We start from the raw sequence: 15,996 nt of genomic DNA, 5'->3' as shown, positions 1-15,996 counted from the left end.
GCGCGAGGCGGACGAGGCGAAGGCGCGATGAGCGAAGCGACCACACTGGCGGGACTGACGAACGCGCTTCTCAGCGAGGAGGGCGAAGGCCGGCGCATCGTCGCTATCGCGGGCTCGCCGGGCTCGGGCAAGTCGACCACGGCCGAGCAGCTGCGCGAGCGGCTGAACGCGCGCCGGCCGGGCGTCGCCGAGATCTTAGCCATGGACGGCTTCCACTTCGACGACACCGTTCTGAACGCGCGGGGCGACCGGGCGCGAAAAGGCGCCCCCCATACGTTCGACCTCGACGGCTACCGCGCGATGCTCGGCCGCCTTCGCGCCGATGACGGGCGCGACGTCGCGGTTCCCGTGTTCGACCGGTCGATCGAGATCGCGAGAGCCGGCGCGCGCATCATCGAGCCCGGCGTGCGCATCGTCCTGACGGAGGGCAACTACCTGCTCCTCGACGAGCCGGGCTGGCGCGATCTCGGAGCCCTGTTCGACCTGACGGTGATGGTGGAAGCCGGCGAGGACACGCTGATCGAACGCCTCACCGCCCGCTGGCTCGGCTTCGGGCTGGAGCCGGAAGCCTTGGTGCGCAAGCTGGAAGGCAACGACCTGCCCAACATGCGCCTCGTCTTGGCGAAAAGCCGGCCGGCCGACATCGCGCTGCGCACGGACGGCTGACCGCTCAGACGCCGAACAGGAGCGTCGCCACCGCGATCCAGAACGGCAGGGTCAGGATCGAAGCGAAGGTCGTGGCGACGAGGACACCGCCGCTCTCGCGCCCCCCTTGCCCGTAGACCGCCGACAGGATCGTGCCGACGAAGCCGGCGGGGATCGCCATGGCGACGACGATGCGGCCCTCCATCTCCGGCGGCAGCGACAGCGCAAGGCATAGCGCGACGGCCAGGGCCGGGCGCAGGATGTTGGCGAGGAACACGCCGAGGAGGCTGGCGCGCGTCAGACGCAGGGCCTGCGTCGACAGGATCACGCCGGTCAGGAACATGCCCGCCCCGCCCGTCGCTTGCGCCAGGGGCTTCAGCATCGCGGTGGCGAGAGCGGGAAACGGTAGGCCCGCGAGGGCGATCGCAAAGCCGAGCGTCGGCAGGATCGTCATCGGCTTCAGGAGGGCGGCGCCGAGCGCCCGGCTCGGATGCCCGCCGCGCTGCATTTCGAGGCGCATGAAGGCGAACAGCATCACCGTCAATGTGCCCACGAGATTGGCCACCGCCAGCGACACTTCCGAACCCGGCCCCTCCAGCGACTGGAAGAGCCCGAGGCCGATGCCGCCGAGATTGGGCATGCCCACCGTCAGCACATAGAGCGCGGCCGTGATCGGCGAAAAGCCCTGGCGCCGCGCCCAAAGCGCGGACAGGGCGAGGACGACGAGAAACACCGCACCGTAGATCGTGGTCGGCAGGAGTTCCAGCGCCAGAAGCTCGCGCGGGGCAGAGACGATCGCCAGAAACAGCGCGATTGGCAGCGCGAACTGGGCGATGAAGGCGCCGAGCATGTCGGTCGCGCGCGCATCCACCCAGCCCCGCCATCCCGCGACGTAGCCGAGCCCGAGCACGAAGAACACGGGCGCGAGCGAGAAGAGAAGCGTCTGGAGCATGAAACACGACAAGGCCGGCATGAAGGTGCCGGCCTTGTCGCATTCTTCGGTTTGCGTTTCGAGCCCCGTCGGGCCTCCAGCTCAGCGCATCACGGGCATGGAGAACTCGGCGCCCGACTTGATGCCGCTCGGCCAGCGGCTCGTCACCGTCTTGGTCCGCGTCCAGAACTTGATCGAATCCGGCCCGTGCTGGTTGAGATCGCCGAAGGACGAGCGCTTCCAGCCGCCGAAGGAATGATAGGCGAGCGGGGTCGGGATCGGCACGTTGACGCCGATCATGCCGATCGGAACGCGGCTCGCGAAGTCGCGCGCGGCATCCCCGTCACGCGTGAAGATCGCGACGCCGTTGCCGTATTCATGGTTGGTGGGCAGCGCCAGCGCGTCCTCGTAGCTCTTCGCCCGGATCACCGAAAGGACGGGGCCGAAGATTTCCTCCTTGTAGATATCCATGTCCGGCGTCACGTTGTCGAAGAGGCAGGAGCCGACGAAGAACCCGTCCTCGTAGCCCTGCATCCGGAAGTCGCGCCCGTCCACCACGAGCTCCGCGCCTTCCTCGATGCCCTTCTCGACGAGGCCGAGGATCTTCTCCTTCGCCGCCTTCGTGATCACCGGCCCGTAGTCGGCGCCCGTGTCGGTATAGGGACCGATCTTCAACGCCTCGACCTTGGGGACGAGCTTCTGGATCAAGGCGTCCGCCGTCGCCTCGCCGACCGGCACCGCCACCGAGATCGCCATGCAGCGCTCGCCGGCCGAGCCGTAGCCCGCCCCGATCAGGGCGTCGGCCGCCTGGTCGAGATCGGCGTCCGGCATGATGATCATGTGGTTCTTGGCGCCGCCGAAGCACTGGGCGCGCTTGCCGCGGCTAGTCGCCTCCGCATAAACATGGGCGGCGATCGGCGTGGAACCCACGAAGGAGACCGCGCCGATCTCGGGATGCTCCAGAATGGCGTCGACGATCTCGCGGTCGCCGTTGACGACCTGCAGGATGCCCTTGGGCAACCCCGCCTCGATCATCAGTTCGGCAAGGCGCATAGGCACGCTCGGATCGCGCTCCGAGGGCTTGAGGATGAAGGCGTTGCCGCAGGCGATGGCGGGCGCGAACATCCACATCGGAATCATCGCTGGGAAGTTGAACGGCGTGATCCCTGCCCCGATGCCGACCGGCTGGCGGATCGAGTACATGTCGATCCCCGGCCCCGCCCCTTCGGTGAACTCGCCCTTCAGGAGGTGCGGAATGCCGATCACGAACTCGCAGACTTCCAGCCCGCGCACGATGTCGCCCTTGGAATCCTCCACCGTCTTGCCGTGTTCGGAGGAAAGAAGCTCGGCCAGCTCCTGCATATGGGCGTTGAGAAGTTCCACGAACCGGATGAAGACGCGCGCCCGGCGCTGCGGGTTGGTGGCGGCCCATGCCGGCTGCGCGGCCTTGGCGGCGTCCACCGCGCGCTGAAGATCGTCGCGGCTAGCAAGGCCGAGTTCGGCGCTCGCCTGCCCCGTCGCCGGATTGAACACCGGAACGGTGCGGCCCGACGTGGCGGGTGTGTGTGCGCCGTCGATGAAAGACCCGATCTCGCTCATGCTTTTCCTCCTGAATTCTTGGCTCCGGATCATGTGCTGATGGAATGCACTTGAAGGCAAGGCGTCGGCATGCTCATCCGTTGTGCGCCGATCGTAGTCCTGTCGAGGATCGCCCTGTGAATTGGGATGATGTCCGCGTCTTTCTGGCGGTGGCCCGTGCCGGCCAGATCCTGGCGGCCTCGCGCCGCCTGTCCTTGAACCACGCGACGGTCGGGCGCCGGCTGGACGCGCTGGAGCGCGAACTCGGTGCCAAGCTCTTCGAGCGGCGGCCGAACGGCTGCGAACTAACGGGGGAGGGAACAGCCTTTCTCCAGTCCGCCGAGCGGATCGAGGCCGAGACGCTGCGCGCGCGCTCGGCGGTCGGCGGCGGCAACCTCGATCTAAACGGCACCGTGCGGATCGGCGCGCCGGACGGCTTCGGCACCGCCTTCCTGGCGCCCCGCCTCGGGGCCCTCCTGCGCCGCCACCCGAACCTGACGCTCCAGCTCGTGCCGGTTTCTCGCGCCTTTTCCCTGTCGCGGCGCGAGGCCGACATCGCCATCACGGTGGAGCGGCCGACGCAGGGGCGCCTCGTGGCCCGCCGCCTCGTGTCCTATGCGCTCGCCGCCTTCGCGTCGCGCGACTATCTCGATCGATACGGGCGCCCCGAGAGCCCCCAGGACCTCGCGAACCACAGCCTCGTCGGCCATGTCGAGGATCTCCTTTACAGCGCCTCGCTCCAATATGCGGCCGAGTTCGCGGGCGGATGGCAGAGCCGGCTCGAAATCTCCTCCGCCCTCGGGCAGACCGAGGCGGTGGCAGCCGGGCTCGGGATCGGCATCCTGCACACGTTCATCGCCGCCCGCCGGCCCGAGTTGGAGCGCGTCCTGGCGAGCCGGGAGATCCGGCGCGAATACTGGCTGGTCTATCACGAGAGCGCGCGCGACCTCGCCCGCATCCGGGCCGTGGCGGACTTCATCTCGGCCGAGGTCGAGCGTGACCGCCACATCTTCGCGCCGCCCAAGCGCTGACACGGACGGCCGCTTCGCAAGCGCATGCTCGCATCTGCGATGCTGCAACGCACAATTCAAGGTCATGACGACACTGGACGAGGGTCGTATTCGATCTCACGCGATCGAATACGACACCATGTGCATCGAATCGATCACGCGCCCAAACATTCGTTCATATCGATTTACATGGACCTTTCCCAACGTCGGCGAGCCACACGACTCTTGTTCGCAAGCCGTTGCTTTGACGATGCTTTCAACCGACACCTTACCAAACGTGCCGCTTTCGGACCCTTCGAAACGACCCCGTCTACTGTGCAGGTGCGAAAGAACCGGTTGCCCGAATTAGCTAAATCCTCTAGATGACCTTTACCGTTCTCTTAACGACAAAGACGGGAAGCGATGGCGAAGATCACGGGTTTGGCAGCCGCCGCAGAAACCGACATCACAACGAGGGCCAAGCCGGTCGATCTGTCTCGCCCTCTGGGCGGCACGGTGAAGCGGGCGCTCGACGTGACGCTGGTGCTCGGTGCGCTGATCGTCCTCAGCCCCCTCCTCCTCATCATCGTCGCGGCGATGAAGATCAGCGATCCCGGTCCGGTCTTCTTCGGGCACAAGCGGCTCGGCTTCGACGGCCGGCATTTCCGCTGCTACAAGTTCCGTTCCATGGCGACGAACTCGGCCGAGCTTCTCCAGCGCCTCCTGCAGAGCGACCCGGCGGCGCGCGCCGAGTGGGAAGCGACGCAGAAGCTGCGCGACGATCCGCGCGTCACCCGGATCGGCCGCTTCCTGCGCGAAACCAGCCTCGACGAACTGCCGCAGCTCTTCAACATCCTGCGCGGCGACATGAGCCTGATCGGCCCTCGGCCGATCGTCGACGAGGAAGTGCACCGCTACACCCACCGCTTCTCCGCCTACAAGCGCACCCGCCCCGGCCTCACCGGCATGTGGCAGGTGAACGGCCGCTCCAACACGAGCTACGCCTCACGGGTGAAGTTCGACACCTACTACGTCCGCCATTGGTCGCTTTGGCTCGACATGCAGATCCTGATCAAGACGGTCAAGGTCGTCCTGAAGCGCGACGGCAGCTGCTGAACCTCTCGACATGGCATCGGACAAGGAGGGCACCGCCCTCCTTTTTTCGTTGAACGCAGGCTTTTCCTCGGCCCGGTGCCCGGTCGGGACTTTGATCGGCGGCCCGTTCGTCGCAAACTCGCGTTCCCCGCCCTTCATCCGCATGGAACGCCCCGCCTTGATTCCTTCCCTCGATTCGCTCGTTCCCCTGGCGCTGGACGCCGGCCGCTGCGTCCTGTCGCATTACCGGCCGGAAACGCGTGTGGAAACGAAGTCGGACGGCTCGCCGGTGACCGACGCCGATCGCGAGGCTGAGGCGATCATCCTCGACGGATTGCGGAATCTGGCCCCCGACATCGCGGTGGTGGCGGAGGAAGAAGTTTGTGCCGGTCGCGTGCCCTCGTCCGCCGAGCGCTTCTTTCTCGTCGACCCGCTCGACGGGACGCGCGAGTTCGTGTCCCGCAACGGCGAGTTCACGGTCAACATCGCGCTCGTCGAAGACGGCGTGCCGACGCTGGGTCTCGTCTACGCCCCGGCTCTCGGCCGCCTGTTCGCGGGCGGGCAAGGGGGCGCGTGGCAGGCGGAGGTGCGAAACGGCGAACTCGAAGCCCGCCGCGCGATGCGCGTGCGCGCGGCGCCCACCGGCCTCACCGTCGTCGGCTCGCGCAGCCACGGCTCACCCGCCACCGCCGCCTTTCTCGAGCGCTTCGAGGTCGAGGCCTTCGCCGCGCGCGGCTCGTCCCTGAAGTTCTGCCTTCTCGCGGCGGGCGAGGCCGACCTCTATCCCCGGTTCGGTCGGACCATGGAATGGGACACGGCGGCCGGAGACGCGATCCTTCGCGCCGCTGGCGGCCTGACGGCCACCCTGGACGGCTCGCCGCTTCGCTACGACAAGCGCGACCAGACTCACGACGCGGACTTCGCCAATCCGAACTTCCTCGCGGTCGGCGACCTTCGCCTCCTCGCCCGCGCCTGCATGGACAGCGAAGTGTCTTCGACGTAAGCCGAAGCGAGCGTCCGCGAGAGGGTTCCCACCATGCGCCAAGCCGGGTCGGCAGAGCCCACCGCTTACCCCGCGCGAAGCGTTTCGCGCGTCCTCGTCTACGGCGCGCCGGATGTGTCCCGTCTTGCCTCGGCCCTCCATGCATCCGCGAGCGATGGCACCGAGCCGGAGGGAGTGCAGTCCGAAGCCCTGCCGAGCGATCTTCTAATGGTGAACGCTTCGGAGCCAACGGCGGGGGGCGCGTCGCTAGCTGTCCTGTTCGTCGATGCGGACGATGGTTTCACGCCGCAGGCCCGGCAGGATGCCTTCCGGGCGACGCTGCGCGGCGTTCGCCACCTCGTCCTCGCCGTCGACAGATTGGACCGGCAGGACGGCGAGCCAGGAGATCGCTTGGGAGCCCTGACGCGCGCCTTCGCGGAAGGGACGAGGTTTCTGGAGCTCGCATCGCTCCGGGCGGCACCCGTTGCCTCGCGAACCGGCGAGACCGTCGACATGGCCCGCTCGCCCCTCCCCTTCCACGACAAGCCTTCTCTTATCGACCTCCTGCGAGACCTGTCGCGCGATGGCGGGGAAACTGCGCCGCAACCGTTCCGCATGATCGTGCAGGGCTCGAACTCGGAAAGTGCGGACCTCTTCGGCACGCTGGCCGGCGGAACGGCGGCGCCGGGCGACGAGGTCGTCCTTGCCGCCACCGGCGCCCGAGCGCGGATCGCAGCGCTTGCTTCCCCGCCCGATGCGGGAACGACGGGCGGCGACGCGATCGGGCTTCGCCTCGACCGCCCCCTTGCCGCGACGGCCGGCGACATCCTGGCCGCCGCCGCCGATCGCCCGCAGGTCTGCGACCAGTTCGCCGGGCATGTCGCATGGTCGGGCGACGAGCCGCTTCTGCCGGGGCGCGCCTATCTTCTGGAAAGCATGGGGCGCCGGACGCCCGCCAGCGTCACCCGCATCAAGCACAAGCTCTCCCTCGAGGACGGAACGCCGCTGGCCGCCGGAACGCTGGCGCATGGCGATATCGGGCAGGTCAACCTGTCGCTGGCCGAGGCGATCGCCTTCGAGCCCTTCGAGCGCAATCGGACGCTCGCCACGTTCCGCCTGATCGATCCTGCGTCGGACCGAGACGTCGCCGCCGGGCGCATCGACTTCGCGCTGCGGCGCGCGGCCAACATTCACCGGCAGGCGGTGGACGTGACCAAGGCGGCGCGGGCGGAGGCCAAGAACCAGCGTCCCGTTCTCCTGTGGTTCACCGGCCTCTCGGGCGCCGGCAAGTCGACGCTCGCCAATCTCGTGGAGCGGCGCCTCTTCGCGCTCGGGCACCACACTTATCTCCTGGACGGCGACAACGTGCGCCATGGGCTCAACCGCGACCTCGGCTTCACTGCGCCGGACCGGGTGGAGAACATCCGCCGCGTCGCCGAAACCGCCAAGCTGATGGTGGATGCGGGGCTGGTCACGCTGGCTTCCTTCATCTCGCCCTTCCGCGCCGAGCGGCAGCTGGCGCGCGATCTCCTGGGCGCGGGCGAGTTCGTCGAGATCTTCGTGGACGCGCCTCTGGCGGTCGCGGAAGAGCGTGATCCCAAGGGCCTCTATGCCCAGGCCCGGGCGGGAAAGATTCCGAACTTCACCGGCATCGACAGCCCCTACGAGGCGCCCGAGGCGCCCGAGATCCATCTGCGCACGGACCAGCGCTCGGCCGAAGATCTTGCCGACGAGGTGGTCGATCACCTACACCGGAACGGTTTCCTGGCGGGAGACATCCTGTCCGGTTGACGAAGACGGAACGCGCCGGATCAGAACCGCATCGCGATGTTGAAGGCGGCGAGCCACAGGATCGCCGAAAGGGCGAGGCCGACCGCGACGCCGCGCGCCGGGCGCAGGACGTCGGGGCATTCGACATAGGCTCGGGCGGCGGCGCGGCGCAGGAGGGCGGCCAGTTCGATCGATCCGGTCATCCTCGATAGGTCCTCATGCCAGTCCTGTTGCCTGACCTCGAGTCTAGCGCGAAACGGTTCCCGAATCGTATGAAATCTCGGTCATGTTCGCGCCGGACGGGGAGAGCGAAGGGCCTAGAGCGCTTTCCGACCGGGTTGGATGGTTGGCACGGCGGTGATTTCGGTTCGTGGCAAGGCGCGAGGAGTGAGCGATGCCGTCGCATCGTGACCGACGAGCAACGCGGCCGCGGAGCGAAAGCGCCCCGCCGCGCAAGCGGGCGTCCGCAGGACGATGACGAGCGTTCAACCCGGTCGGAAAGCGCTCTAGCGCCGGAGAAGGTCCGGACGACGTTCCGCCGTCAGCCGCTCGGCCTCCGCGCGCCGCCACGCTTCCACCGCGCCGTGATGACCGGACTGGAGAACGGCGGGAATGGCGCGCCCTTCCCAGACGGCGGGACGCGTATAGTGCGGATGCTCCAGGAGATCGTTCTCGAAGCTTTCGGTCTGGCCGGACTGCGCGTTGCCCATGACGCCCGGCAGAAGACGCACGGCGGCGTCGAGCAGCACCAGCGCCGCCATCTCGCCACCCGACAGGATATAGTCGCCGATCGAAACCTCGCGAAGGCCACGCGCTTCGATCACCCGTTCGTCCACCCCTTCGAACCGGCCGCAGACGATCACGACGCCCTCGCCGGCTGCCAGGTCCCGCACCTCCCCCTGCCGGAGCGGGCGTCCGCGTGGGCTCATCAGGAGGCGCGGGCGCGTATCGCCTTCGGGGCTTGCCGCGTCGATCGCGGCGGCCAGGACGTCCGGTCGCAGCACCATGCCCGGCGAGCCGCCGGCGGGCGTGTCGTCCACCGTGCGATGGCGCCCGATCCCGTGCTCGCGGATCTGGCACGCCTCGAGGCTCCAGTCGCCACGCTCCAGCGCACGGCCCGCCAGCGAGAGCCCCAAGGGGCCGGGAAACATCTCGGGATAGAGCGTCAGGACGCTGGCGCGGAACACCATGGGGTGGCGGGTCAGGCGAAGGGTTCGACCGAAGCCGTCTCGACGAGCTTGAGATCGAGGCCCTTGACCTCGATCGTCTTCAACGCGTCGCGCCAGATGGTCATGTGCGGAGCGCGCCCGTGCGCGTCCAGCGCTTCGCGGCTGTCCCATTCCTCGTAGATGCGGATCGTGCCGGGCTCGGAGATGTCCTCGGCGAAGGTGTAGACGATGCAGCCGGTCTCGGCATTGGTGGTGGCGACGGTGGCGCGCGCCACCTCGCGCACAGTGGCGAGGCCCTCCGGGGTCAGTCTCAAGACGCCTGCAACGATGATCATGATCGGCTTGCCCTTCCAGCCATTGCGCGACTGCGCTTCGGGTTATCGCCTTCCCCCGCGCGGCGCAACGCCCGCAGGCGCTCGGCGGCAACGTGTGCACCGCCCGCGCGACGGCGTTGCATTGCAGCATTTTCCTTGACGGACCGAGCAAGCCGGGTGATCGTCGGAAGGTCATCAGAAGGTTAACGGACCAAGGACACCCCGCATGGCCCGCTTCGCACCTCGCCTTCCGTTTCGCTTCGCCGCCTCGCTCGGCGCGCTTCTCGCGGTGGCGAGCGTCGCGCGCGCCGACGAATACCGGCTCCAGCCGGGGGACTCGGTGGATTTCGCGGTCCTGGGCGTGGCCCAGCTCCAGCGCCGCATCGTGGTGTCGCAGGACGGGGAGGTGCGCGTTCCCATCGGCGGCGCGTTCCGCGCGGCGGGCCGCACGATCGACGAACTGCGCGCCGACATCGTCGACAAGCTGAAGAGCGCCTCCTATCCCGCCGGCGTCGACGAACAGGGCTCGCCCGTTTGGAACGTGATCTACCCGGAAGGCGTCCTCGTCGAGATCGGCGACTATCTGCCGATCTACGTTTCCGGCGACGTGCTGACGCCGGGCTCCCAGGCCTTCCGCTTCGGGATGACGGTGCAGCAGGCGACGACGGTAGCCGGGGGCTTCAGCGCCTTTCGCAGCCGGCAGGACCATTCGCTGGAGGAAGCGGGCATCGAAAGCGAGATGCAGGACGCGCTTGCCGCCGAGTTCCGGGCCCGGCTGCGCATCGCCCGGCTCGAAGCGGAACTTGTCGGCGCCGCCGCGCTCGACTTCGGGGCGATTTCCGGCACCGGCCTGCCCGCCCCGCTCGTCGCCGAGCTCAAGACCCTGGAGCGCCAACAGTTCGACGCGCGGCGCGACGACCATGCCAAATCGCGCGAAAACCTCGCCACCAGCCTGCGCAGCGCGCAATCGCGCTTCGACTACCTCCGGCAGTCGCAGGTGAACCTCCAGGCCGAAACCGCGAACTACGAAGGCGAGGTTCGCCGCGTGCAGGACCTTCTGCGCAAGGGCCTGACGCCGGTGGAGCGCCTGAACGAGGCGCAGCGCGCGATGTTCCTGGTCTCGACGCGCTCGCTCGACACCTCGGCGGAGGTGGCCAAGATGGAACGCGAGATCGCCGATCTCGAGCGCGCGACGCAAAAGCTCGACGACGACGTCCGGATGGAGAATCTTGCCGCCCTTCAGGATGCGTCCGGCGAAGCGGCGAGAGCCGGCGCGGCGATCGAGGCGGTGGAGCGAAAGCGCGCCCTTCTGCGCACCAACGGAGCGGAGGGGCCGCGCATCGTGCTGGCCCGGCGCGACGGCGAGCGGATCGTGCGCATGGACGCCGGCCCCGATACCGGGCTGATGCCGGGCGATCTTCTGGAGGTCGCGCTGCCGGAACCCGAACGGGCGCCGCGAAGCGCCGAGGCGGCGGCAGACGTCACGGAACCGGCATCGTCGCCGGAGCCGACCGCTGCCGCACCCGTTCTGGCGACCGCATCGGCCGTCACCTCGCCCGCTGTTTCGGCCGGCAGCGCGACGACGCGCATCCCGACGCCGCATGCGGCGCCGCGTTGAGGCGTCAGCCGAAGATCAGAGCGCCGATCCCGACCCAGATCATCGCCGAAAGGCCGAGGCCCACCGCGACGCCGCGCGCCGGATTCGTCGGATCTTCGCTTCGCGCTACGGAGGCCGAGGCCGGGCGCATGGCGGCGCGCTTGGGCGAAGGGCGAGGTGCTGCAAGGCTCTGGGTCGACATGACGGCTGCCTCCGATACGAACGAGCCCCACCTTGTCACCGCGTCCGCTAAGGAACGCCTGCGCGAAAGCGTCGAATTTGATGCGAATTTCGAAATACCGGAGCCGATGAAGCGCCCCACCCCGCGCCGCGCTTCCGTCGGCGGGCGTTTCGAGGCCTGGATCGCGACAGCGACGATGGAACGAGGTCCCGGATGGCCCTGACGCGCGCAAGGTTTTTGCAAGGATTGGCGGCGCTGGCGCTTTTCCCTGCGCTGAGGCCGGCCGGCGCGGCGAGCGCGAAGCGGCCACGCCCTCCGGTTGGGGCCCTCCTCTACGAGACCGACTTCGTCCACGGGTTCGAGGTGACGGATTCGGGCCGGGAGGCGCGGGGACGCCCTGCCTGGCGTTCGCAGTTCGCCTACGACCGGCGGACCCCCAACAACGGGGAATCGGGCTTCTACAGCGATGCCTCGGTCTTTCCGGGAGCGCCCGATCCGTTTCCGGTGGAGGACGGGCGCCGCCGGCTCCGCTCGTATCGCCTGGACCGGCCGATCGAGTGCGAAGGCAAGGAATACGGCTACGCCGCCGCGCTGATGTCCTCGGCCGGCGTCGTCGATGTCGGGGCGGGCGAGCGTGCCGAGTGCCGCTTCGCCCTGCCCCATGTGATGCGCAAGGGCTACTGGCCGGCCTTCTGGCTGCTTCCGGCTGACGGCTCCTGGCCGCCCGAGATCGACGTCATGGAATGGTGGCTGTTCAACGAAGGCGACAAGCCCGACGGCTTCTGGAACTCGCTCCACACCACGAAGGCCGGCGTGCGCACCGCCGACCAGAGGGTGGTCAGCCTGCCGGCGCTCGGCCTTTCCGGCGACATGCGGGACTTCCACACCTACGGCGTGGAGTTCACCGGGGGCGAGGTCGTCTGCTTTCTGGATGGGCGGGAGATTTCACGCCGCGCCGACCCGCTGCCGGGCGGGCGCTGGTACATCATCCTCAACGTCGCCATCGGCGGCGACCCGTGGCCCGGGGCGCCGGCCGACGACACGCCCTTTCCCCAGGAGATGGTGCTCGACAGCCTGCGGGTCTTCCGGATCGACGGATGACCCGCGCCGCCTTTTTTGCGCGCGATCGCTAAAATTGCAGCGACGCGAACGACACCGCGTCAAGCGTGGGCGGCTAGGTTGGCCTCGATGCCAGAGGGGTCCGACATGGTACCGATCGCCGTCCAGTCCAGAATCATCAAGTCGATCCGGTTCGACCCGTCGGACGGGCGGCTGCATCTTCGCCTCGCCAACGGCGAGGAACGGCTGTTCGAAGGGGTGACGCTCGGCGCCGTGGCCGAGCTGGTCGAAGCGCCCTCGCCCGGCACGCACTATATCCAGCGCTTCCGCCGCGAGCAGCGCCGCGTCGCCTGACGGGGCGAGACTGGTCTCCTCGCCTATCCCACACGCATCGCGCCGAACCCGCGCACCCGCGCGGCGACATCGACTTGCGCCCCCGGCAGAAGCTTCACCACGAGGCGGAGGCTGACCGGCGACAAGCGATCGCAGACCCAGGGCGGCGAGGCGCAGACGCCCGCCACCCCGCCGACCCCGGGAAAGGCATGGCTGAGTGGGGAATGGTCCATGTCGGCCGCAAGGCGCCTCTGGCCGGCATCGTCGAACAGGACGACGCCGAGATGAGCGACGCCCGCCAGCCGGTCGATCTCGATCTCGCCGACCGCGCGCAGGATTTCACCCCGCTCCTGCCCCCGCAGCGCCTGGGCCATGACGACGCATTCGTGCGCGCCGGTGGCCGTGCCGGTGAGCGCGAATTCCTGCCAGCCGTCCTTGGGCACCCGGTCATCGTAGGGGCTCCCGAGAAAGCCCGATGTCGGCTCCGGCTTGGCATAGCGGAGCCGGGTGCCCGTCGCGGCCAGGTCGAAGGCGAGAAAACCGTCGGCAAGGCTTCCTTCGTTGCCCCCGCCCGGCCTTCCATCGGTGCCTCCCATATAGGGATTGCGGCTTCGCAGCGACGCATCGCCGTTGCTGGCGGGCAGGACGAAGCGCGGGGGAAAGAGGTGGCGCAGCACCCGCGCCAGGAGGATGCCCTTCTCGTAGGCTCCGAGCGCCACCTCGTGCAGCCCGTCCCACATCCGGCCCGGCCGCGCGTCGCCAGTCTCGGACAGTTGGTCGGCGAGGAGTTCCCACGTATCCACGGTATAAACGCCGGGAATCGCGCGCTGCTCGATCTGCCAGCGGCGGATGTCGAAGGCGCGCGCGAGATCGGCGCCGGAGAGGCGCGGCGCCGGATGATCCCTGTCGCCGCGCGGATCGTCCGTCAGCCAGATCAGCGCGAGCCCGCGGGTCGTGAACTCGGCCTGGATGGCTGGGGCGACGCGCCGCCAGTCGGGGACGGGGCTGCGCGCCGCGTTGTCGTTGGTGAAGGCCTGAACCACCCAGACGCGCACGTCCGGATGGGCCCGCAACATGGCGGGAATGCGCTTCAGGATCTCGTCCGACTTTTCCCCACCGATGCCGTAGTTGAGCTCGGGCCCGCTGTCGAAGCGCTGCCCGAGAAGGAAGCGTGTCCATGTCATCCAGCCGTGGACGGTGGCGATGTTCATGTCGGCGTAGTCGTGGTTCTGCCGAACCTTGGAATGGCCGAGAATTCCGACCTTGGGCACGGCCGGCGCGGGCGACCCGGCCAGGATCTCGCGAATGTCGCCGGCATGGGCGCGGCGCGGCTCAGCCATGATCATCGCCCGCCTGCCCGAGGAGAAGCGCCCCGCCCGGCGCGGCCCACAGGGCGCCGTCGCGTGGCAGGGCGAGGGGAACGAGGTCCCGCCCGTCCCCGCCCGTTCCCGGCAGCCGGGTCGCGGGCCAGACGTCGGCCTCGCCCGATACCCTCCCCGTCCGGCCGAGGGCGAGCGTCGCGCCCGTGGCGGAAAGGGCCGCGAGGAGGCCGACGAACCGCCTTCGGGTCAGGACGCGTCGGCCCATCGGCTTGCTCCGTTTCGTCGTGATCGGGGAAGAGTACCGCGAGCCCATGTCAGGACATCAGCGCGTCATAGGCCCGCTCGCCGAGCGTCACCACCGAAGGCGGATCGTAGTGCACCCCGTCGGGGCCGATCGAGAGATCCTCCGTGTCGAAGGGGACACAACGGGGATCGACCTGCGCGACGCGCTCCTGCGCCTGACGCACGAGGGGCACATGCGGCCAGAGACGGGCCTGGAACAGCGGAAGGCGCGCGACCGCCAGGCGCAGGTCGGGTGACGCGAAATCCGCCCGCGCCCGGGCGGCGAAGGCTAGCAGGTTGCGCTCGTAGCTTTCCGCCGTGTCGCGGTCGTTGGCGTCGTTCTCCCCCTGCACCCAGATCATGCCGAGAAGCCGGGGGGCGAGGCCCGCCTCACCCCAAGCCGCACCGGCGCGGCAATAGGCGTCCAGAAGCTGGTGGTAGTATCCGCCGGGCGTTTCGGGCGACCAGTCGGTCTTTCCCTCCTGCGCGCGCCGGGCGAGATAGGTGGCGCCGACGGCCCGCTTGACCACGAAAAGTGGCCGGTCCGGCGCGGCGGCCAGAAAGCGGCGGGCGAAGCCGAGTTCCGGTCCCCAGCATTGGGGAACCCGGTCGCCCTCGTCGACATAGGAATTGCGCCCCGCCTCGTAGGACTCGAAGCGGCGGCGCCGATCCGCCCAGATGCGAACCCTTTCGACGGGACCGGCGAAGTCGGACGGCATGTCGCCGTTGCCGGTGGTGCCCGCGCTCATCGCATTGCTCTGCCCCGCCACGAGGACGACGGACGCTTCGCCGCCCGTCGCCGCCCGGCTTCGCCGCACGAAGGGCATCCCGAGCCCGAGCGTTCCCCCGATCAGGAGCGTGCGTCGGTCGATGGCCATGCGGTCCCCTTTCCCATGCGCGCCCGGCGGCGCCCGCCGATCGAAACCGACCGGTCATGGCATCAGCTAGGCCGCCGGGCCGTGTCGGACAACAGGCTTGCGCGCGGGGTCCGGCATGCGCGAGCCGGGGGAGACCGATTCTTCAGACACTCGTAATCCGATCGCAGCATCGCCATGCGAAGGAGGTGTCGATGAGCGAGAGCGATCACGAAGCCCGCATCGCGGCCCTGGAAGCGCGCGTCGACGAATTGTCCGTCGATCTGGCGCGCCTGCAGGTGGCCCTGATCCAGGCGCGAAGCCGCGCGGACGGGGCGCCGCCCCGCCCAGCCGGCGAGCCGGCCGCCCCCACCAAGGCCGGCTTCACGCTCGACGCGGAGCGCCTCGTCACCTGAGCCGTCAGGCGCCGATCAGCGCCATGTTGAGAATGTCGATCGTGCCGGCGATCGTTCTTCCGTTCAGCGCCCGGGCGCCCAGCACGATGCGGGGCGTCGCCGCGGTCAGGGTGAAGGGCGGCGTCAGCATCAGGCCGGGCCCGACCGTTTCGGGCAGGTTGCCGGACGGGCTGTCGTTGGCTCCGCGATCCGCCGCGTGGGCGTCGATATAGCTCATATCGGCGACCCCGCCCGTATAGATCGACGTGTTCGGATTGATGCTCGGGCTGACGGCCTCGACGTTCTGGAGCCCCGACCAGCCGTCGAACTCCACCGCCAACCGCACCCGGTCGCCCACCGTGCGGCCGGAAAGGTTCCAGGCCGTGTCAAAACGCTGAGCCCGTTGTCGTTTGACGTTTGGGGGCTGACCTGGATGGCTGGGTACTGAGAGACGGCGCACTGCGGCTGCTTTCACGATGGTCGCGGGACAGGGCGATGCG

General features: G+C 68.8%; 20 protein-coding genes. 10 read left to right on the top strand and 10 right to left on the bottom strand.

Translation table 11 applies throughout. From position 1 onward, the window contains the following. Positions 1 to 27 precede the first annotated feature (27 nt). Positions 28 to 666, top strand: a complete 639-nt coding sequence (locus H7A85_RS17665) for a nucleoside triphosphate hydrolase (RefSeq protein WP_182087291.1) — start codon at positions 28 to 30, stop codon at positions 664 to 666. A 4-nt stretch (positions 667 to 670) separates the two neighbouring features. Here the strand turns inward: H7A85_RS17665 and H7A85_RS17660 are convergent, their stop codons facing one another. Both H7A85_RS17660 and H7A85_RS17655 read right to left on the bottom strand, forming a co-directional pair. Then, positions 671 to 1,618, bottom strand: a complete 948-nt coding sequence (locus H7A85_RS17660) for an AEC family transporter (RefSeq protein WP_182087290.1) — start codon at positions 1,616 to 1,618, stop codon at positions 671 to 673. 60 nt (positions 1,619 to 1,678) lie between these two features. Next, entirely contained in the window at positions 1,679 to 3,175 is a 1,497-nt protein-coding gene (locus tag H7A85_RS17655; protein ID WP_182087289.1) for a CoA-acylating methylmalonate-semialdehyde dehydrogenase, read from the bottom strand. Positions 3,176 to 3,291: 116 nt separating this feature from the next. Here H7A85_RS17655 and H7A85_RS17650 point away from each other — a divergent pair, with 116 nt between their 5' ends. From H7A85_RS17650 to cysC, 4 genes are all read left to right on the top strand, one after another. Next, positions 3,292 to 4,185, top strand: a complete 894-nt coding sequence (locus tag H7A85_RS17650; protein WP_182087288.1) for a LysR family transcriptional regulator — start codon at positions 3,292 to 3,294, stop codon at positions 4,183 to 4,185. Positions 4,186 to 4,566: 381 nt separating this feature from the next. Beyond that, entirely contained in the window at positions 4,567 to 5,259 is a 693-nt protein-coding gene (locus H7A85_RS17645) for a sugar transferase (protein ID WP_182087287.1), read from the top strand. A gap of 157 nt (positions 5,260 to 5,416) precedes the next feature. Continuing rightward, positions 5,417 to 6,241, top strand: a complete 825-nt coding sequence (gene cysQ, locus H7A85_RS17640) for a 3'(2'),5'-bisphosphate nucleotidase CysQ (RefSeq protein ID WP_348519703.1) — start codon at positions 5,417 to 5,419, stop codon at positions 6,239 to 6,241. Positions 6,242 to 6,274: 33 nt separating this feature from the next. After that, a complete protein-coding gene (gene cysC / locus H7A85_RS17635) occupies positions 6,275 to 8,011 on the top strand; it encodes an adenylyl-sulfate kinase (protein ID WP_182087286.1) in 1,737 nt (578 codons plus the stop codon). 20 nt (positions 8,012 to 8,031) lie between these two features. Here cysC and H7A85_RS17630 read toward each other — a convergent pair whose 3' ends face one another. The 3 genes from H7A85_RS17630 to H7A85_RS17620 all read right to left on the bottom strand — a co-directional run bounded on the left by H7A85_RS17630 (position 8,032) and on the right by H7A85_RS17620 (position 9,494). Next, complete coding sequence (locus H7A85_RS17630) at positions 8,032 to 8,193, bottom strand: hypothetical protein (RefSeq protein ID WP_182087285.1); 162 nt, start codon at positions 8,191 to 8,193, stop codon at positions 8,032 to 8,034. A gap of 303 nt (positions 8,194 to 8,496) precedes the next feature. Beyond that, positions 8,497 to 9,180: a tRNA (guanosine(37)-N1)-methyltransferase TrmD gene (gene trmD, locus H7A85_RS17625; RefSeq protein ID WP_182087284.1), complete on the bottom strand. Its 684-nt coding sequence runs from the start codon at positions 9,178 to 9,180 to the stop codon at positions 8,497 to 8,499. A gap of 11 nt (positions 9,181 to 9,191) precedes the next feature. After that, on the bottom strand, positions 9,192 to 9,494 hold the full coding sequence (locus H7A85_RS17620) for a putative quinol monooxygenase (protein WP_182087283.1): 303 nt from the start codon (positions 9,492 to 9,494) through the stop codon (positions 9,192 to 9,194). Between the two features lie 205 nt (positions 9,495 to 9,699). Between H7A85_RS17620 and H7A85_RS17615 the strand changes: the two genes are divergently transcribed. Further along, entirely contained in the window at positions 9,700 to 11,091 is a 1,392-nt protein-coding gene (locus H7A85_RS17615) for a polysaccharide biosynthesis/export family protein (protein WP_182087282.1), read from the top strand. A gap of 4 nt (positions 11,092 to 11,095) precedes the next feature. Here the strand turns inward: H7A85_RS17615 and H7A85_RS17610 are convergent, their stop codons facing one another. Then, entirely contained in the window at positions 11,096 to 11,272 is a 177-nt protein-coding gene (locus tag H7A85_RS17610; RefSeq protein WP_182087281.1) for a hypothetical protein, read from the bottom strand. Here H7A85_RS17610 and H7A85_RS17605 point away from each other — a divergent pair. The 3 genes from H7A85_RS17605 (at position 11,271) to H7A85_RS17595 (ending at position 12,664) form a co-directional block, all read left to right on the top strand. Then, positions 11,271 to 11,474, top strand: coding sequence for a hypothetical protein (locus H7A85_RS17605; RefSeq protein WP_182087280.1), 204 nt, complete (start codon positions 11,271 to 11,273; stop codon positions 11,472 to 11,474). The two genes, H7A85_RS17610 and H7A85_RS17605, sit on opposite strands and share 2 nt — an antisense overlap. Further along, the gene (locus H7A85_RS17600; RefSeq protein WP_182087279.1) at positions 11,465 to 12,352 is read left to right on the top strand and encodes a glycoside hydrolase family 16 protein; all 888 of its coding nucleotides are present in this window, start codon (positions 11,465 to 11,467) and stop codon (positions 12,350 to 12,352) included. The genes H7A85_RS17605 and H7A85_RS17600 overlap by 10 nt, the downstream gene beginning before the upstream one ends. Before the next feature lie 105 nt (positions 12,353 to 12,457). Further along, positions 12,458 to 12,664, top strand: coding sequence for a KTSC domain-containing protein (locus tag H7A85_RS17595; RefSeq protein WP_182087278.1), 207 nt, complete (start codon positions 12,458 to 12,460; stop codon positions 12,662 to 12,664). 23 nt (positions 12,665 to 12,687) lie between these two features. On the opposite strand, the gene H7A85_RS17590 is transcribed toward H7A85_RS17595, so the two are convergent. Genes H7A85_RS17590 through H7A85_RS17580 form a run of 3 tightly spaced genes read right to left on the bottom strand, consistent with a single transcriptional unit; the run spans position 12,688 to position 15,125 of the window. Further along, positions 12,688 to 13,983, bottom strand: coding sequence for an SGNH/GDSL hydrolase family protein (locus H7A85_RS17590; RefSeq protein WP_182087277.1), 1,296 nt, complete (start codon positions 13,981 to 13,983; stop codon positions 12,688 to 12,690). Next, complete coding sequence (locus tag H7A85_RS17585; protein ID WP_182087276.1) at positions 13,976 to 14,230, bottom strand: hypothetical protein; 255 nt, start codon at positions 14,228 to 14,230, stop codon at positions 13,976 to 13,978. The genes H7A85_RS17590 and H7A85_RS17585 overlap by 8 nt, the downstream gene beginning before the upstream one ends. Positions 14,231 to 14,279: 49 nt before the next feature. Further along, a complete protein-coding gene (locus tag H7A85_RS17580; RefSeq protein WP_182087275.1) occupies positions 14,280 to 15,125 on the bottom strand; it encodes a sialate O-acetylesterase in 846 nt (281 codons plus the stop codon). A gap of 191 nt (positions 15,126 to 15,316) precedes the next feature. Here H7A85_RS17580 and H7A85_RS17575 point away from each other — a divergent pair, with 191 nt between their 5' ends. Further along, a complete protein-coding gene (locus H7A85_RS17575) occupies positions 15,317 to 15,517 on the top strand; it encodes a hypothetical protein (RefSeq protein WP_182087274.1) in 201 nt (66 codons plus the stop codon). Positions 15,518 to 15,521: 4 nt separating this feature from the next. Here the strand turns inward: H7A85_RS17575 and H7A85_RS17570 are convergent, their stop codons facing one another. Beyond that, positions 15,522 to 15,854 (bottom strand): hypothetical protein, encoded by a 333-nt coding sequence (locus H7A85_RS17570; RefSeq protein WP_182087273.1) that lies wholly within the window; start codon positions 15,852 to 15,854, stop codon positions 15,522 to 15,524. Positions 15,855 to 15,996: the final 142 nt, after the last annotated feature.

Origin of the sequence: Aureimonas sp. ME7 (assembly GCF_903970965.1) — a bacterium.
Classification (GTDB): domain Bacteria; phylum Pseudomonadota; class Alphaproteobacteria; order Rhizobiales; family Rhizobiaceae; genus Aureimonas.
This window is presented reverse-complemented; position numbering and strand designations above follow the sequence as displayed.

Coding starts and splice junctions, on each gene's coding strand:
- H7A85_RS17660 (WP_182087290.1), bottom strand. CDS start 1,618: ATGCCGGCCTTGTCGTGTTTCATGCTCCAGACGCTTCTCTTCTCGCTC.
- H7A85_RS17600 (WP_182087279.1), top strand. CDS start 11,465: ATGGCCCTGACGCGCGCAAGGTTTTTGCAAGGATTGGCGGCGCTGGCG.
- H7A85_RS17595 (WP_182087278.1), top strand. CDS start 12,458: ATGGTACCGATCGCCGTCCAGTCCAGAATCATCAAGTCGATCCGGTTC.
- H7A85_RS17615 (WP_182087282.1), top strand. CDS start 9,700: ATGGCCCGCTTCGCACCTCGCCTTCCGTTTCGCTTCGCCGCCTCGCTC.
- H7A85_RS17610 (WP_182087281.1), bottom strand. CDS start 11,272: ATGTCGACCCAGAGCCTTGCAGCACCTCGCCCTTCGCCCAAGCGCGCC.
- H7A85_RS17580 (WP_182087275.1), bottom strand. CDS start 15,125: ATGGCCATCGACCGACGCACGCTCCTGATCGGGGGAACGCTCGGGCTC.
- trmD (WP_182087284.1), bottom strand. CDS start 9,180: ATGGTGTTCCGCGCCAGCGTCCTGACGCTCTATCCCGAGATGTTTCCC.
- H7A85_RS17590 (WP_182087277.1), bottom strand. CDS start 13,983: ATGGCTGAGCCGCGCCGCGCCCATGCCGGCGACATTCGCGAGATCCTG.
- H7A85_RS17605 (WP_182087280.1), top strand. CDS start 11,271: ATGACGGCTGCCTCCGATACGAACGAGCCCCACCTTGTCACCGCGTCC.
- H7A85_RS17575 (WP_182087274.1), top strand. CDS start 15,317: ATGAGCGAGAGCGATCACGAAGCCCGCATCGCGGCCCTGGAAGCGCGC.
- H7A85_RS17655 (WP_182087289.1), bottom strand. CDS start 3,175: ATGAGCGAGATCGGGTCTTTCATCGACGGCGCACACACACCCGCCACG.
- H7A85_RS17645 (WP_182087287.1), top strand. CDS start 4,567: ATGGCGAAGATCACGGGTTTGGCAGCCGCCGCAGAAACCGACATCACA.
- H7A85_RS17665 (WP_182087291.1), top strand. CDS start 28: ATGAGCGAAGCGACCACACTGGCGGGACTGACGAACGCGCTTCTCAGC.
- cysC (WP_182087286.1), top strand. CDS start 6,275: ATGCGCCAAGCCGGGTCGGCAGAGCCCACCGCTTACCCCGCGCGAAGC.
- H7A85_RS17585 (WP_182087276.1), bottom strand. CDS start 14,230: ATGGGCCGACGCGTCCTGACCCGAAGGCGGTTCGTCGGCCTCCTCGCG.
- H7A85_RS17620 (WP_182087283.1), bottom strand. CDS start 9,494: ATGATCATCGTTGCAGGCGTCTTGAGACTGACCCCGGAGGGCCTCGCC.
- H7A85_RS17630 (WP_182087285.1), bottom strand. CDS start 8,193: ATGACCGGATCGATCGAACTGGCCGCCCTCCTGCGCCGCGCCGCCGCC.